Annotated in this window: 14 protein-coding genes; 9 read left to right on the top strand and 5 right to left on the bottom strand. The window is 50.6% G+C overall.

Features of this window, described 5'->3' with window-relative positions; translation table 11 throughout:
* Positions 1 to 31: 31 nt before the first annotated feature.
* Together L0665_RS07280 and L0665_RS07275 are read right to left on the bottom strand one after the other, a co-directional pair.
* On the bottom strand, positions 32 to 877 hold the full coding sequence (locus L0665_RS07280) for an ABC transporter permease (protein WP_274925034.1): 846 nt from the start codon (positions 875 to 877) through the stop codon (positions 32 to 34).
* A complete protein-coding gene (locus L0665_RS07275) occupies positions 877 to 2,097 on the bottom strand; it encodes a quaternary amine ABC transporter ATP-binding protein (protein WP_274925033.1) in 1,221 nt (406 codons plus the stop codon). The genes L0665_RS07280 and L0665_RS07275 overlap by 1 nt, the downstream gene beginning before the upstream one ends.
* A gap of 266 nt (positions 2,098 to 2,363) precedes the next feature.
* Between L0665_RS07275 and L0665_RS07270 the strand changes: the two genes are divergently transcribed.
* The 9 genes from L0665_RS07270 (at position 2,364) to gpmA (ending at position 11,688) form a co-directional block, all read left to right on the top strand.
* Positions 2,364 to 2,906 (top strand): KH domain-containing protein, encoded by a 543-nt coding sequence (locus L0665_RS07270; protein ID WP_274925032.1) that lies wholly within the window; start codon positions 2,364 to 2,366, stop codon positions 2,904 to 2,906.
* Positions 2,907 to 3,081: 175 nt separating this feature from the next.
* Entirely contained in the window at positions 3,082 to 5,361 is a 2,280-nt protein-coding gene (locus L0665_RS07265; RefSeq protein WP_274925031.1) for an ATP-dependent DNA helicase, read from the top strand.
* Positions 5,354 to 5,905 (top strand): KEOPS complex subunit Cgi121, encoded by a 552-nt coding sequence (gene cgi121 / locus L0665_RS07260; protein ID WP_274925030.1) that lies wholly within the window; start codon positions 5,354 to 5,356, stop codon positions 5,903 to 5,905. Before L0665_RS07265 ends, cgi121 begins: the two co-directional genes overlap by 8 nt.
* 50 nt (positions 5,906 to 5,955) lie before the next feature.
* Entirely contained in the window at positions 5,956 to 6,360 is a 405-nt protein-coding gene (locus tag L0665_RS07255) for a hypothetical protein (RefSeq protein WP_274925029.1), read from the top strand.
* Between the two features lie 581 nt (positions 6,361 to 6,941).
* The gene (locus tag L0665_RS07250) at positions 6,942 to 7,820 is read left to right on the top strand and encodes a hypothetical protein (RefSeq protein ID WP_274925028.1); all 879 of its coding nucleotides are present in this window, start codon (positions 6,942 to 6,944) and stop codon (positions 7,818 to 7,820) included.
* A gap of 570 nt (positions 7,821 to 8,390) precedes the next feature.
* Complete coding sequence (locus tag L0665_RS07245; protein ID WP_274925027.1) at positions 8,391 to 8,684, top strand: hypothetical protein; 294 nt, start codon at positions 8,391 to 8,393, stop codon at positions 8,682 to 8,684.
* Positions 8,685 to 8,944: 260 nt separating this feature from the next.
* Positions 8,945 to 9,829 (top strand): hypothetical protein, encoded by an 885-nt coding sequence (locus L0665_RS07240; protein WP_274925026.1) that lies wholly within the window; start codon positions 8,945 to 8,947, stop codon positions 9,827 to 9,829.
* Between the two features lie 69 nt (positions 9,830 to 9,898).
* A complete protein-coding gene (locus L0665_RS07235; RefSeq protein WP_274925025.1) occupies positions 9,899 to 10,816 on the top strand; it encodes an AEC family transporter in 918 nt (305 codons plus the stop codon).
* Positions 10,817 to 10,938: 122 nt separating this feature from the next.
* Positions 10,939 to 11,688 carry a 2,3-diphosphoglycerate-dependent phosphoglycerate mutase gene (gene gpmA / locus L0665_RS07230; RefSeq protein WP_274925024.1) on the top strand — a complete coding sequence of 250 codons (750 nt, stop codon included), beginning with the start codon at positions 10,939 to 10,941 and terminating at the stop codon, positions 11,686 to 11,688.
* A gap of 166 nt (positions 11,689 to 11,854) precedes the next feature.
* Here gpmA and L0665_RS07225 read toward each other — a convergent pair whose 3' ends face one another.
* From L0665_RS07225 to L0665_RS07215, 3 genes are all read right to left on the bottom strand, one after another.
* Positions 11,855 to 12,088, bottom strand: a complete 234-nt coding sequence (locus L0665_RS07225; RefSeq protein WP_274925023.1) for a hypothetical protein — start codon at positions 12,086 to 12,088, stop codon at positions 11,855 to 11,857.
* A gap of 872 nt (positions 12,089 to 12,960) precedes the next feature.
* Positions 12,961 to 14,829, bottom strand: coding sequence for a PKD domain-containing protein (locus tag L0665_RS07220; RefSeq protein ID WP_274925022.1), 1,869 nt, complete (start codon positions 14,827 to 14,829; stop codon positions 12,961 to 12,963).
* Positions 14,829 to 16,631, bottom strand: coding sequence for a YIP1 family protein (locus L0665_RS07215; protein WP_274925021.1), 1,803 nt, complete (start codon positions 16,629 to 16,631; stop codon positions 14,829 to 14,831). Before L0665_RS07215 ends, L0665_RS07220 begins: the two co-directional genes overlap by 1 nt.
* Positions 16,632 to 16,709: the final 78 nt, after the last annotated feature.

Here is a 16,709-nt window from a genome sequence, read left to right as displayed (position 1 = left end):
TAAAACATGATCCATGACCATATAAATATGGTCATATTTCTTTTTGCTGACCTGAGCTGATCACATTCTGCGTGATCCGGTCGAGGATGATGGCAATGATAACGATACACAGGCCCGCTTCGAACCCGCCACCGATATCGACCCGCTGGATACCAATCAGGACATTGAGCCCGAGACCCGCGGCTCCGATCATTGCTGCAATGACAGTCATTGAAAGAGCAAGCATGATGCATTGGTTAACACCTGCCATAATCGTAGGCAATGCAACCGGAAGCTGGACTTTCATGAGTTTCTGCCACTCAGTTGCTCCAAACGCCTCACTCACCTCAATAAGCTCGACCGGAACCTGCCGAATACCAAGGTTGGTCAGACGAATGGCAGGCGGCATCGCAAAGATGATGGTTGCAATCATCCCCGGCACATTCCCAAGACCAAAGAAGATGACCGCAGGAATCAGGTATACAAATGATGGCATTGTCTGCATCAGATCGAGGGCGGGTCGAAGCGCCGCATTGACCAATGTATACCGTGAGGCAAGAATCCCCAGGGGGATGGCTATCGCAAGCGTCACAAATGTGGAGGTGAGAACAAGGGCAAGAGTCAGGACGGTCTCGGGCCAGAGGTCCAAAAGATAGATGAAAAGCAACCCAAAGAGGGTCAAAAGCGAAATTTTGAGATTCTTTCTGGTAAGCAAGTATGCAAGAACTGCAAATATTACGATGAGAAGCACGGGAGGTATGGCTGCCATGCCGTCCTGAAAACCACTGACCAGCATATCCATAACCATAGTTATCCAGTCCAGTAGCCACCCGAAGGTATCATTGATCCACGCGACGACTGCTTCAGCCACCTCGCCGACCGGTAGTATGTCAGACATCAGACCTCAATCTCCAGCCGGGCAAGGCCTGCAAGAAGGGATCCCCGTACTATGAGCCCCTTTATTCTTCCCACATCGTCAAGAACCGCCACCGGATAGGCAGTCTCCGCCATAATCGGCATCAGTTCCTGTGCCGGGGTGTCCAGCAGAACCGTGGGAGTGTCTGTAATCATCACATCCCGGAGAGGAATTTCACGTTTCTTGGCGTCAACAGCGCCGTCCACAGTCACAAGGCCACGGAATATCCGATCCTTTCCTGCAACGAATATGCTGGAGATACCGTACTCCTCCATCAGACGAAGCGCATTTCTCGGTCCGGAATCAGGAGGCAAAAGGGGTTCAGGGCGCTTCATCACATCCTTTGAGACAAGCACACGGGAGAGGTTGACGTCTTCAACAAACCGTTCCACATAATTACAGCGAGGGTTCTGGAGAAGATCCTCTGCAGTTCCGAGCTGGGCAATGATCCCGTCTTTCATAAGTGCGATACGGTCACCAAGCTTGAGTGCCTCATCCAGATCATGGCTGACAAAGATAATCGTCTTATTCAGCCGTGCCTGCAGTTCAATCAATTCATCCTGCATATCACGGCGGATCATTGGATCAAGTGCGCTGAACGCTTCATCCATCAAAAGGATGTCTGCATCACTTGCAAGAGCCCGGGCAAGCCCGACACGCTGCTGCATCCCACCGGAGAGGCCTGAGGGATAACTCTCCTCATACCCGGAAAGTCCGACAAGGTCAATTGCTTCCCGAGCCTTTTTTTCACGGTCTGAAAGTGACATATCCTGAATTTCAAGGCCAAAGCCCACATTATCAAGGATCGTCCGGTGAGGGAGGAGAGCAAAATTCTGAAAGATCATACCAATCTTCGTGCGCCGTACCTGCCTGAGCTCGTCCTCATCCATCTCAACGATATTCACTCCGTCTATCTCAACTGTTCCACTGGTTGGTTCGATAAGACGGTTGATGCACCGCAGAAGGGTTGACTTTCCACAACCGGAAAGCCCCATAAGAACGAACAGTTCACCCTCATATACATCAAAAGAAATGGATCGAAGCGCAACAGTCTGTTGTGTGTCTTCAAAAATTTCCTGCTTTTTCTTTCCCTTTTCAACAAGGCGAAGGGCTTCTTCAGGACGCTTACCAAAAATTTTGGTAAGGTTCCTTACACTGACTTTGATATTTTTATGTATTTCTTTTTCCTGGGTTTCTTCCATGAAATGGCAACTCCGGGAGATTCAGATGATCGAATGATCGCTTCCGAATACATAAACCTTTTTGTATCCAGCTTACATGAATGGTTGGGTTCCAGCCAGAGGGGCGCCCAATGTTCCGAATCAATATATGGATTGCGGTTGAAATATGGAATTACACAGGATTCATTCTCTTACCCCAGAACCCGGCGCGCAGAACCCCCCTTGCCGCTAACCATTATCCCCTTCCACACCCCATTATACTGTGCTACTCAGGGAGAATACCCACCATGACCACCACTGAGATAAAAATCACCGCCAACCGCATCCCGGTTCTCATCGGGAAAGGCGGAAAAACAAAATATGGTATTGAAAAAAAGACCGGCACCAAACTCACCATAGATTCAGAGGATGGACTTGTCGGAATTGAAGGAGAGGACGCAATAGCGGTTCTCCGAACGACAGAGATGGTGCGTGCCATCAACCGGGGATTTTCACCCGAACGGGCCGCCACCATCTTTGAGGATGAAGATATGATGCTTGACATCCTGGATCTCTCCAACGTCTGCAGCACACCAAAGCAGATGGAACGTCTCCGGGGCAGGATTATCGGCAAGGAAGGACGGGCACGCGAACAGATCGAAGATATGTCCGGTGCAATACTCTCGGTACAGGGCAAAACCGTTGCCATCATTGGCATGATTGATCAGGTGAAAAATGCCCGAACCGCAGTTGAGATGCTCGTTGAAGGTCTGCCACACGCAACGGTCTTCTCCTTTTTAGACCGCAAGAAAAAAGAAGCCAAGTACGATATGCTTGACTATTATTACTGACCCCTATCATCACAAATTTTTTTGAGGATGGCGCATCCCATAAAAGACACAAAATCCCTGAAATCTGAACAATACAGGATTAGATGGATGATTTCCACTGGAATGCATATACCCGTTTTCTGCCATATTAAGGTGAATAAACTAATTATATTAGGTTTACACAGGAAAAGAAGGGGTGCCTTTGAAACTTTTTGATTTATCCTTGCCTGATACTTTTATTCAGTATTACAAGGACAAAGGCATCGAATCTCTGTACCCACCTCAAAATGAGTGCATAGAAAAAGGCCTTCTCAAAGGAGCAGATCTGCTGGTCGCCATTCCTACTGCATCCGGCAAAACACTGATTGCTGAGATGGCAATGCATGCCGCTATCGCACGAGGCGGCAGGTCCCTTTATATCGTGCCTCTGAAGGCACTTGCAACCGAAAAAGCCCATGAATTTGCAGGGAAGGGAGCCACAATCGGTGTTGCCACCGGAGACTATGATCAGAAGGAAAAACGCCTCGGTGCAAATGATATCGTCATCGCCACCTCAGAGAAGGTAGACTCCCTTCTCAGAAATGGTGCCCCCTGGCTTTCCCAGGTAACCTGTCTTGTGGTCGATGAGGTGCATCTCATCGATGACGAAAACCGTGGCCCCACTCTTGAAATGGTGATCACCAAACTACGGCATGCCTCCCCCGACATGCAGGTAATTGGCCTCTCCGCCACCATCGGCAACCCGAAGGAACTCGCCGGGTGGCTGGGTGCTGAACTCATCACCTCAGACTGGCGTCCGGTGGACCTCAGGGAAGGCATCTGCTACCGCAATACCATCTACTTTGACGATGAGGACAAGGAAATTCCCGCTCCTGCAAAGACCGAAGATATCAATCTGCTCCTTGACTGCGTGGCAGAAGGGGGCCAGTGCCTCGTCTTTGTTTCATCCCGGCGTAATGCAGAAGGTTACGCAAAACGGGCGGCAGCGGCACTCAAATGTGACCATGCAGTACTGGACAGTATTGCTGAGAAACTGGAAGCAGCTGCTGAAACAGATATGGGCCGGGTGCTTGCCGCGTGTGTCAGAAACGGTGCTGCATTCCACCATGCGGGTATGAACCGGATGCAGCGGACACTCGTCGAAGAGGGATTCAGGACAGGGTTTATCAAATCCATCTCCTCGACTCCCACACTCGCAGCCGGTTTGAATCTTCCGGCCCGCCGGGTGATAATCCGCGACTACCTGCGCTACTCCGGTGGTGAAGGGATGCGGCCCATTCCGGTGCGGGAATATCGCCAGATGGCCGGGAGAGCAGGCCGGCCACACCTCGACCCCTATGGTGAAGCAATTCTGATCGCAAAGGCAGAATATGCAGTAAATGACCTCCACGAAGAGTATGTCGAGGCACCGGACGAAGATGTTACATCCCGCTGTGGGGAAAAAGGGGTTCTCACTGCACACATTCTCTCACTCATCGCAACCGGGTATGCCCATTCCCACGATGAACTGATGACATTTTTGGAGAAGACCCTCTATGCATACCAGCACACGGGAAAAAAAGCTCTCACCCGGACCTTGGACGATGCACTCGTGTTTCTCACCGAAGCTGAGATGATTACTGACCTCTCCGGCATGCTGGATGCAACTGAATATGGGGATCTGACAAGCAGACTCTATATCGACCCACATTCAGCCGAAATTATCACAACAGCCCTCCGGGAAGAAGGGGAGCTCACCGATCTTGCCCTCCTCCAGCTGCTCTGCATGACGCCTGACATGTTTACCCTCTATGTGAAGAAGAATGACCTCGGCACGCTTGAGAAGTTCTTCTATGAACATGAGGAGGAGTTCAGGACAGAATTTTCCTATGACGAAATGGAGGATTTCTTCCGCAGCCTCAAGACAGCGATGCTCCTCTCTGACTGGACAGATGAAATTGGTGACGAGACCATATGCACCCGGTTTGGAGTCGGGCCGGGGGATATCTTCAATGCAGTCCAGGGTATCGGCTGGCTGTTGCATGCCTCCGGGAGACTGGCACGGCTTGTGGGACCTGAACACCGCGATGCAATTGAGGAGACCACCCTCCGGGTACGCCACGGCATCCGGCGTGAGCTGATTCCTCTGGTGCGGGTCAAAGGCATCGGTCGGGTCAGAGCACGGCGACTCTTCACAAATGGCATCACCGGCCCCGAATTACTCGCAGCAGCAGACCCATCCGTGGTTGGCAAAATTGTGGGTGGCAGGACTGCAGAGAGTATCATCCGCGCAGCCAAAGCCGTGAGACGGGGAACCGGCCGCAGGGATATCGCATCCGAACGGATGACTGCACGGGCAGGTGGCAGTGACCACCCGGAAAACCAGATTAACGGAACCCCTGCAAAAAACAGCACAGAATATTCCGATGCAGAGAAAAAAAGAGATTCCGGAGCACAAAAGTCCATTTTCTCGTTCGGGGAGAAGACCGATGAATAACACAACCAGCCCACTCATGCCCACCTACGCTCTCCTTTACGCCGATGCAGAGATCATAGACATTCAGGATTTTCTTGTGGCCGTACGTGCCGCAGCCGACCGTCTCGACGCTCATATTATCTGTATGAATGCAGACAAAATCGCCGGCCGTCTGCACATAAAAACAGCACTTTCTCATGCCTGCCGGACCTGGTTTACAGATAAAAATCCCATTGCCCGCTCTTTTGAAATGGAGGTACTCCTCTGGGTGGCAGCAACCCGACAGACAAGTGTTGCCGCCAAATTTGGAGCACAGAAAGGGACCATGCCACTCTGGATTGTGGTAGTGCCTGCAAAGGAGAGCACCACAGATGAGATTGATTGCCTGCCAAGCCTCTCCCTGTATTCCACCCCTCCTGCAAGTACAGAGGATATAAATGCAGAAAAAAAGGGACGCCTGATGGAGGAATTCTCAATCGGTGAGGCAGAATTATCAACCGTCGGGTGCGAGCGGCTCCCCGAGCTTGTTGCCGAACGGGTCGCACTCTCTGCTATATACCGCTAAGTGCACGAACGGAATTTTATTTAACCCGGCACTCCATATCACCATTATTCATGGATCTCTCCCGTCTCTGCTCAGTGTCTGTGCGGGCCATCTCCATCAAAAACGTCTCGCTCGCATCCATCGGAGGGATAGTAACGGTCGCTGTCACATCCCGTGCACCAGCCCATCTGACCCTTTCGGAGGTCAGATTCGATGTAATCCCGGTTGAAGGGACGATTGAACGGTCTATCATCCATGGATGGGCAGAGAATGTCCGTCTGGGCGCATATACTACTACCGAAGTCCCGGTGCCGGTTTCGGTCACCTCAGCAGAGGCCGTCCGCTTCCTCACCAGCGCCCTGACACGGGACATGGACGCTCATGTCAGGGGTATGGCAAAAATAGATGCTTATCTCTCTGAAATCATCATTCCATTTGACGAAGTTGTCACCCTGCCTTCCCTCCTGATGAGGTAACAGTCTGTATTCCTGTCACACGTAGTATTATTGCTCCTGAGAAAAGATACCCGTCCTGTTTATGCAGAGGAATTCATCTTACGGACAGCAGTTGTTCTCCTGAAACCTGCGGCATTCTTCCGCCAAGCACATGAAGGCACCCTCATGGAGGCTGCCCCTCCGGTACCAAAAAAGGACGTAATCATCTGGAAAAATAGGCCGCAAAAGCCGGAAATAAGATGAAAAAGGTGATAAACGAGGCCGTTGAAGATGCACGAAAGATGCTGAAAAAGACAGAATAATTTTCATCATTTTTGCCGGTTCTGCTCACCCGTGGTTCACGGGAACATGATACGAGCGAGAGTCACCTGCATTCTTTTTTCCCCTGACCAGAAGAAATACCGACAATCACGGATACCAGTGCATTCCCGCAGAATTGTTTTCCTTTTGCCAGAGAACTATCTAAAACGGGTGGACCACAGAAACATCATATTGATTTCATTTTGTCCAAAAAATGCACCCAAAGTTATTATAGAGGCGGATTGTATTGAAACGCAACACAGGATTGCAGGATACATGCTGCCCTGTGGGGGTGTGTCATTTTGACAAGACAGTATATGATGAAAGTCCTGATCATCCTTCTTATTGCAATGTGTATTGTGATGCCCGCAGCGGCAGTTGAACTGGAAGAGATGTATCTCGGTACAGTAACAAAAGCAGATAATGCGTCAGGGGCACTTGACGTGAAAATATCTGCACAATGGAACGGAGAGCAGTTTGCACCAGTCACCCCGGTGACTATTATAGGTACATCGACACTAGACGTGCTCTTTGACAACATCAAAGTGGGGGATGAAGTTGTCGGCACGCTGATGGGCGGTGAAAAGTGGATAGCAGTCGGCCTCGTAGGGTCCAAACAGTCTACCCAGAAACAGTTACTCTGGATGGCCGGCGACCCGAACGCCATGGTGGCACCATTTGTCGGCAACTACAGAGTAACGTATATCGCAGACCCGAAGTGTGACTCCTGTGCAGGGTCGGTCTGCTACGCCAATTCAGTGGACGTGACCACGACGACCATCGGATATAACACAAGCGGCAAGGAGTATACACAATCAAACGTCGGAACAGAGACTCTGCGGCCATTAGAGACATGGGATGCACTGGAAACAGGAAACCAACAGTACCTGAATATCCGCTTCATCAAAGGTGAAGCATCCGCATCAGCCTGCCCGGAGAGTGGAATGATTATAGGTCCGCAACCGGTTTCAGAATTTTTCATCAGATCAATGAGTACCGCGTCTGCAGTACCGACCACAGAGGAGACGACCGCTGTACCGGCAACACTGCCGGAAACAGAGGCCACAACTCCTGTAGCCACTGCAACTACGGCAGCCCCGACCCCCACACCAACCCCGGGATTCGGTGTATTGGTAGCAGCTCTCGGGTGTATCGCAGCAATGGTAGTTATCCGCCGATAATCTCTTTCTCTCTTTTTTTGTCCCTGTTGTTTCCACAAAGCGTATTGTATCCGCTCGCCGATTGTACTGGACATATGTATCTCGCGGTGAGACCAGAGACCATCATCATCCTCTTTCTCTTAATGGGTGGCAGCTTTCTCTGCAGGCATACTGGTGTCATCGGCCCGGCTGACCCTCACACATAGGTCAGGTTTGATGTCATCCCGGTGGGTTGACGGGATGACGGAACGATATCATCATCCACGGCTGGTCTGAGAATGTCCGTCTGGGTGCCTATACCACAACCGAGGTGCCTGTGCCGGTGCTGCCTGTCTTCATCACTGCTACTCTCCTCACCGGAGTCTGCTCATTCGTTATTGCCTCCTTCTTCTTCGGTTATGATTACTCCCGGTTCTTCTCCCTGCCATACCTTTAACGGAGAAATACCCTCTTTTTGCAGCGAAGTCATAAACGGAGATTCTCTCATTCGTGACCCGCTACACTACCAGAACATCTCCGGGATGAAACCGGTCACATTGAAACGACACATGCCCTTATTAGGCACAAACGAGTATATCTCCCTGATATACAATGGCAGGAACACGAGGACATTTTGAGAAAGGAGTATGGGTGGAAGAACCAATACCCGGTGCAGAGGAAGAAAAGACCGAACCTGAGGTCGATATTGAAGAGATAATCAGTACAGCCCGAAAATCTGTCTCCAGTGCAGTGAACAATGTAACAAGCCTTGGAAAGACTCTTTTTGGCACCAAAAAAGGACGTGAACACGTCGAAAAAGAGGCAAAAAAGGCAGGAGAGAAAATGGAGAAGGCCATTAACGAAGCCCTCGATGACGCCCGGAAAAAAATGAAAAAAAATGAATAATTCTTTTTTTCTCCTGAATTCCTGACAGATACGCCACCAGAGGCATATCCATCAGAATGCCAAATATACACCATTGAAGGTGATTCATTCAGTCAACGAACCAGTCCCCCCAGACAAACCGGAATGTACCACCATATCCATTCAGGCCCAAATTAGTACCTAATGTTATTATAGAGAGAAGTAGTATCTGAAGAATAACACAGGGCCGGAGATAATGTCCAACCCGGTGGAGGTGTGTTATAGTGACAAGACAGCATATTATGAAATTTTTAATCATTCTTCTCATTGCAATGTGTATTGTGATGCCCGCAGCGGCAGTTGAACTGGAAGAGATTTATCTGGGAAAAGTAACAAAGGCGGATCAGGCGTCAGGCGCTCTTGATGTGAAGATATCTGCACAGTGGGACGGGAAGCAGTTTGCACCGGTCGACCCGGTGACAATCCTCGGGACCTCAACATTTGACGAGCTCTTTGAAAACATTAATCAGGGGGATGAAGTTGTTGGAACCCTGATGGGCGGTGAAACATGGATTGCAATCGGTCTTGTCGGATCAAAACAGTCCACCCAGAAACAGGTCAGCTGGATGGTCGGCGACCCGAACGCCATGGTGGCACCATTTGTCGGCAACTACAAGGTCACATATACCGCAGACCCAAAGTGTGATTCCTGTGTAGGGTCGGTCTGCTACGCTAATTCGGTGGACGTGACCACAAAAACCGTCGCGTATGACTCAAACAGCAAAGAATACACAGTATCAGACGTCGGAACAGAGACACTGCTTCCAGCAGAGACATGGGATGCAGCAGAGACAGGAAACCAGCAGTACCTGCAGATCCTCTTCATCAAAGGTGAGGCACCTGCATCATCCTGTCCGGATGCTGAAATGGTTATGGGTCCACAGCCTGTTTCTTCCTTTTTCATTAAATCCGTGAGTGTTGCATCCAGAGTGTCCACCACTCCTGAGTCAGCCATTGCCACAACACCGGTCATGGAAGAAACAACTGCTATGCCTGCAACAATGCCGGAAACAGAAACCATGGCTCCGGTAACCACAACCTCGCCGACTGCCACACCGGTTCCCGGATTCGGGATAATGATGGCAATTTTCGGATGTGCCGCAGCACTGGTGGTTATCCGCCGGTAATCTCTCTTTTTTTTGTCCCTGTCTTTTCCGTAAAGTGTATTGTATCCGGTCACAGATTGTACAGGACATATGAGCATCGCGGTAATTGCAGAGAGCATCATCATACTCTTTCTTTTGATGGGTGTTGGCTATCTCTGCAGGCGCACTGGCGTTATTGGCCCGGACGGAGCCCGTGGGCTCTCTTCGTTTGTCGTGAATGTGAGCCTGCCTGCTCTGATTCTGATGGCCATGCAGGTACCTCTCACCGCGGAACTGGTAGCCAACGCGGGTGGCATCCTGTTTGGTATCGCGGTTTTTTATGGTGTCTCCTTCGCAATTGCCTTCACCATCCCCCGGTTCATCGCAGAATCCGACCTGGAACAGGGCGTGATGCGGTTTATGCTTGTCTTCTCAAACCTCGGGTTCATGGGCATCCCGGTTGCAGGAGCGGTATTCGGGCCTGAAGCCATCTTCTATGTCTCCATATTCAATCTCACATTCAGCATCCTGCTCTTCTCAGTGGGCGTTCTGATGCTCAGACCCGACATGGGCCGGTATCTCGACCCGAAACTTTTCCTGAATACAGGGCTCATCGCATCTGTGGCAGGACTTGTTCTCTTCGCCCTTCAGGTCCATATCCCATCACCGTTCGCTGATGTCTTCACACTCCTTGGCACCACCACCACCCCGCTTGCGATGGTCGTTGTAGGAGCACTCCTCGCAACGATGCCTATTGAGGGAATTTTTACGGACAAAAAAATCTGGGTCATCACCATACTGCGTCTCTGTGTCATTCCCCTGGCAGTCTTTCTTATACTCCGGCCTTTTGTGGAAGGACCCTTCCTGTTAGGCATACCGGTACTTCTTGCGGCAATGCCGGTTGCAGCCAATGCAGTGATGCTTGCTGAAGAGTATCATGTAGATGCCACTATCGCGTCCAAAGGGGTATTTCTCACAACCATCCTGTCACTCATTACTCTCCCACTCATCACGCTTTTGATCACCTGAATGCCCTTGGGGGGGGTGCATTCCTCACGGACGGATGGGAAAAAGTGGCCCAAAAGTGAACGGGCAGGATGGCAAGGTATTTTTTTTGTCCCGGCAAGAGATATTCAGGAGAATTCTGATACATGTACAGACTGGTATTACTACGCCACGGGGAAAGTGAATGGAACCGGGAAAACCGGTTTACCGGGTGGACCGACGTTGACCTCTCTGAAAAAGGACTCAAAGAGGCCCACGCGGCAGGAGCACTGCTTTGCCGTGAGGGATTCACCTTCGATGTTGCCTACACCTCTGTTTTGAAACGGGCCATCCGGACCCTCTGGATCACCCTCGATGAACTGGACAGGATGTGGATTCCCGTGCACCGCTCCTGGCGCCTGAACGAACGTCACTACGGTGCCCTGCAGGGCTTAAACAAGGCAGAAACCGCAGCTGAATTCGGTGACGAACAGGTATTCATCTGGCGGAGAAGCTACACCATTCCACCCCTACCCCTTGCGGCGGATGACGAACGATCTCCGGTAAACGATCCCCGCTATGCCACTCTTTCACCAGATGAAATACCCCTCACCGAATGTCTGAAGGACACTGTCACCCGCTTCCTTCCGATCTGGAATGATGAGATTGCACCGGCTATAAAATCAGGGAAAAATGTCCTCATCGCTGCCCACGGCAACAGCCTGCGGGCGCTGGTAAAAAACCTTGAAGGCATCTCTGATGAGGACATTTCACAGCTCAATATCCCGACCGGCATGCCACTTGTGTATGAACTTAATGAAGATTTAACACCCATCCGGTCATACTATCTCGGCGACGAAGATGCAGTCAATGCAGCGATGCAGGCCGTCGCAAATCAGGGCAAAGCAAAGAAATAATTCCTTTTTTTGGCAGACATCTGGAGGGCATGCAGATTATTCTGTGCACGCCATCTGAAGACCTCTTTTGGACTTCACCTGAGAGAGACCGGACACCTACTTTTCAAAAGAGAAAAACAACCATAGATGGGAAATTTTTGGTTCCTGCCTCAGACAGGCAATCCGCTCATCCCTTGAGGGGGGCCGGTTCATCGAATCGGTAGTTCTCCTTTGGTATTGTAATTGCAAAGGCAACTCCTTCGGAGTAGACACCGGTCTCCTCGATGGTGAGCCGGGTAACAGCGAGGATGGACTGGATCACATAGAGGCCGAGACCGATATGTTCTCCATATCCTTCCACAAAGATGGAGGACTTCTTCTTGTCAGGAACACCATCGCCATTATCCCAAGTAGTGAACAACCCGGTATCCCCCTCCTCCGCAAAGGAGAGGGAGATCTCGGTGACAACAGCACCCCGGATGTGTCCATACAGTAGCCCAGAGAGGGCCGTTCTCAGTCAATACAGTCCACACATCCTCCAAAAATGTTCGCCAATAACGACCGCTCAATATCTTGGAATCAACCGTATTTTTAGCAAATAAAAGGCATTACGGCCGTATTTATCCAGCAGGAAAACAGAGCAGAAAATATGCCTGTTTCATCCCCCAATTCTTTAACGCAGGGTTCTAAAAAGGGTGGACGAAGGATTACAAAAACAAGGGAGAGACATTACTCCTGTTTCCGGAATTCAGGTGGTTGTTTTTCACTTTTACACACGTTTTATTGCTTAATTTCCGCAGGTAAATTGAAAATAATGCCTATTATAGCCTTGATTGGACAATCCTGGCGTGCATGTATGATTCATCTTTTCATTTGCACTCGCACCGGATTCACAGAGACACAGACCCGCATCACTGCAAAATAATCAGACATGCTGTATGTGTTCTCCCGGATGCATGTAAACGTCCCTTACTCCCTGTACACTTCTCTCTATACTATACGTATTTAGAAGAATACGCACCAATATGGGATTTATTTTGAGCCTCTTTGTTTACACTTTGCTGGTGCAAACCGGGTGTAAAGGGTGAAAACATCGGGACCGGAAAAATTGTGCAAAGACCCCTTCACCACGAGCACCCCGCCGGAACCAGGCAAACGGGATGCTGTATATTATGTGGAACCTGCCTGTGTTGCGAAAAGGACAGTCTGGTATTGATGGCCTCCCGCTCATTCTCTGTAGTTATTTTATTCCGGCATTACTTCCAGAGAGCCAAAAAAAAGAGAGAAATAAAATCAGCTCTGACTGTTGTCAACCGCAATGATGAGGAAATCAGGTTCATCGTCGACACCCAAAAATCCGAAGATAATTCTGATATATTCGTTATAGAGACCGGTCATCTGCCGGTATTCTCCGTCGATTAGCCCACTTTCCTCTGCAACAGGCACCGGGGTTGCTGTCGGTGCGGCAGTCTGTGCCACTGTTGCAACCGCTGGCGATTTGACAGTAATTGTTGTCGTGTACTCATCGGTGTCACCGTTCTCATCTGTGACTTCAAGGGATGCAGTGTAACTTCCGGAAGAAGAGTAGACAATATTGGATGGCGATTCCCCATCATAGGTCTGACCGTTGCCAAAGTCCCATTGCCAAGACTCAATTCCCACACCTGTGGAAGAGTCCACAAACCGCACCGTAAGCGGTGCGGTGCCACTTGACGGGCTGGCACTGAATTTGGCATTGAGCCGAACCGTTCCGACGGTGATCGTCTTTAAAATTATGTCACTCCCACCGCTATTTTTGACGAACAATGTCACATCGTAACTACCTGCATTCTGGTAGGTATGCTGAGGATTCCGAAGCGTGCTCTCACGGTTTCCGGTGAAGTCCATCGGGTCCTCAAATTCCCACTTCCACTCAGAAATACCATCACCTGTCGAGGTATCAGTGAAGGAGACGGGACTCCCCACAACCGGACTTGTGGGCGTCCAGGTGAAGGCAGCGTCCGGTTTTTCACCGGTTAAGGTTGTAGTGCCTTCCCCGACGGTAATTGTTATGGTGACATCATCGGAGTCTCCATCGTCATCTTCAATGGTAAGTGTCACATCATACTCACCATCTGAGCTATAGGAATGAGTGGGGGTCTGGGCGATTGAGGTAACACCATCGTCAAAGTCCCAGTCCCAACTGGTCGGCTCCCCATCTGATTCGTCAGTGAAGGTGATTGATTCACCTGCGTCAGGGCTTGACGGAGAATAATCGAAATCTGCATCCAGACTCTGATCGCTAACGGTAATTATCGACGTATAGGTATTCGATGTGCCCCCGACATTTGTAGCAGACAGGCTGACTGTATAGGTGCCCTCGCTAGTAAACGTATGGAGAGGATTCTGTTCAATGCTCGTCCCTCCGTCATCAAAATACCAGTTCCATAACGTCGGGCTGTTTGACGACTGATCCGTAAAAGTGACCTGTTCTCCAGGTGCGGGTGTTGTCGGACTATAATCGAACGAAGCGACCGGGACTGCCGCCGCTGCTGCAACAATGAACGACTGGGTAGCAGAGTTTGTCTGACTCTCACCATCTGAAACAGTCAGGGTGACAGTGTAGGATTGAGCAGTGGAGTACTGATGGGATGGACTCTGTTCATTACTCGTCGTATCATCCCCAAAGTCCCAGGTCCAATCGGCAACATCACCCGTCGACGTGTCAGTAAAGGTGACGGAATCCCCCACCTTCGGACTTGCCGGCAAAAAGGTGAATGAGGCTACCGGTGGGACGGTCACTTCTGCTACGGTAATTGATTCTGTGGTAGTACCGGTTGCACCCGCCGCATCGGATACTGTAAGCGTCACTGTGAACGACCCTTCATCCTCATAGGTGTGGGTTTGGCTTTGGCCAGTTTCCGAATTTCCGTCATCAAAATCCCATGCCCAACTGGTAATATTAGACGCAGTGGACGAACCGGAGAAGGTAACCTCATCACCCACCATCGGTGTGGTTGAAGAAACAGTAATAGTTGCCGACAGAGTTTCATCCGCACTCACCCCCGGGACAGCAAAGGCACAGATGAAGATTACAATCAGAAGCCCACCCAAAAGGCGTGACATCGTGCCATCCGTACATTTCGAATTCCTTTCCGGAAGGGGAATATTTGGTATTTTCATTACTGTGAACCTCCTGCTGAGAGGAAAATATAGAATATCGCGACAAAGAGAATAACCGGGACGGCAACTGCAAGCATCGCAAACCGGTTCTCCACGTCATCTGCTGCAACAAGCCCTTTGTACTGCAGGAAGAGCATCCAGAGAGCCGCGAGGGGCGGGCCGAAGAAGGGAATGAGTCCTACGGTGCCAAACGGCGTTGCTGCATAGGCACAGGTACGGAAAGTTTCTGTCACGTCATCACTCTGGCCAAGAATGCGCAGCAGAATGTGCATGACAACGGACCAGATGAGGATACCCACAATGCCGAGGATGACAAGTCTGGGGATAAGGAGAATCGCCCCAACGATATCAGCGCCCAGAGCCCCCATCTGTGGATACTCTGCGGCATCAAGGGAGCCTGCAAAGAGGTAAAGAATAATCGAGGTAACGGCTGCAAAGACGGCGAAGACAGCTGCAAGATAGATTATTGCCTGCCCGAAACTGTCGTTTTTGGTATACCGGAATGCGTCATCCGGTGCTGCATGAAACCCAATGAACTTCTCAATGAACGGGACTTCAGAGAGACCCGTTTCCTGACTGCGGAATCGAAATGATGCCTTCCGCTGTGAACGTGGCTTCCGGGGTGCCCGTTCCGGCTTTTCGCGTTTTTGCTTCGTTTTACGTTTTGTTGCCAAGCCCTCGTCTTCCACTGCAGTATCAAAAGGCAGATCACGGATGCCACCATGGCTCATTCCCAATTCTGTCCCACTTACGGATGGTGTTCCGCAGTTCGGACAGAAACGAGGGTTAGCTTTGAGCGGTGCACCGCATTCAGTACAGAATATAACCCCACCGGAAACCGGTTCACCAACAGGTGATCGGGACCGGGGCGGAGAGGAAGAAGCATCTCTTTTGCCATGATCATGTCGGGTCGGGCGGGTGGCATGCACCACCGGTCCAGCGGTGGCCGTTTCTGCCAGAGCCACAGCCCACTCGTCGCGTTCCGATGCCCGGCCCCCGGAGTACCACTCAGAAAAGACCAACACCATCGTCCGCTCACTGCCGGTTGCAGACCGCACACGGATATGTAAAGAGGGGTCGCCCCCCGCGGATTCTTTTTGAAAGACATCGGAAATATCTCTCCGTTTCACCGTGAGCGGAGAGGCCTCCGGATTCTCATGGCGGATGAGGGTAATTGTCTCCGGCGTCAGGGAGGCAGTGAACTCATGACCTTTCACAATGATATGGTCCGCTTTCAACCCGGATATTGGGGGAGATAAGGGCTTTGCAGGGGGGATTTCCGGTGCAGGCATATTCTTTTGGGCAGACTCCTGCGGAACAGAAACAGGAGGTGCCAAAGAAGATTCCTCACTTTCTGCCGGGTTTATCAGAGATGGGACTTCATTATCCACCAGATCCGGTGCGGATGGAACGTCGCCATCTGTCACTCCCGGTGGAGAAGGCCCACCATCTGCCATATCCGGTACAAACGGTGCAGGAACAGCGGGAGAAGGGGTAGCCATTTCTGCTACGAAACCACCTACCAGTTCTGCTACCCGGTCCCGTTCATCAACCGGTTTAAACCCACCACCTCCGTCAAACGCAAGAACCATCGTCCGTTCATTCCCACCTGCCGTGATGGTAAGAGATAGAGACGGGTCGCCCTCCCCTGTCTCACTGCGGGAAAATTTCAGCACCGTACTGAATACAATATCCACCTGTGGTGCATCCGGATAATCAGGCTGTGTCAGAATGATACGCTTTTGTGTAAGAAAAAGATCAAAAAAATGAGATTTGACCCTGACAGAAGGTGAGGTCGTCACCAGTTTTTCGTCATCGCCGAGGTCAGGATATATCGTATAATCACCTCAAGAATGTTTTTCCTGAGATTAAAATATAGT

The sequence above is a fragment of the Methanogenium marinum genome (genome assembly GCF_028912405.1).
GTDB lineage: Archaea > Halobacteriota > Methanomicrobia > Methanomicrobiales > Methanomicrobiaceae > Methanogenium > Methanogenium marinum.
This window is presented reverse-complemented; position numbering and strand designations above follow the sequence as displayed.

Coding starts and splice junctions, on each gene's coding strand:
- L0665_RS07275 (WP_274925033.1), bottom strand. CDS start 2,097: ATGGAAGAAACCCAGGAAAAAGAAATACATAAAAATATCAAAGTCAGT.
- L0665_RS07220 (WP_274925022.1), bottom strand. CDS start 14,829: ATGAAAATACCAAATATTCCCCTTCCGGAAAGGAATTCGAAATGTACG.
- L0665_RS07240 (WP_274925026.1), top strand. CDS start 8,945: ATGAAATTTTTAATCATTCTTCTCATTGCAATGTGTATTGTGATGCCC.
- L0665_RS07235 (WP_274925025.1), top strand. CDS start 9,899: ATGAGCATCGCGGTAATTGCAGAGAGCATCATCATACTCTTTCTTTTG.
- L0665_RS07270 (WP_274925032.1), top strand. CDS start 2,364: ATGACCACCACTGAGATAAAAATCACCGCCAACCGCATCCCGGTTCTC.
- L0665_RS07245 (WP_274925027.1), top strand. CDS start 8,391: ATGGCAGGAACACGAGGACATTTTGAGAAAGGAGTATGGGTGGAAGAA.
- cgi121 (WP_274925030.1), top strand. CDS start 5,354: ATGAATAACACAACCAGCCCACTCATGCCCACCTACGCTCTCCTTTAC.
- gpmA (WP_274925024.1), top strand. CDS start 10,939: ATGTACAGACTGGTATTACTACGCCACGGGGAAAGTGAATGGAACCGG.
- L0665_RS07255 (WP_274925029.1), top strand. CDS start 5,956: ATGGATCTCTCCCGTCTCTGCTCAGTGTCTGTGCGGGCCATCTCCATC.
- L0665_RS07280 (WP_274925034.1), bottom strand. CDS start 877: ATGTCTGACATACTACCGGTCGGCGAGGTGGCTGAAGCAGTCGTCGCG.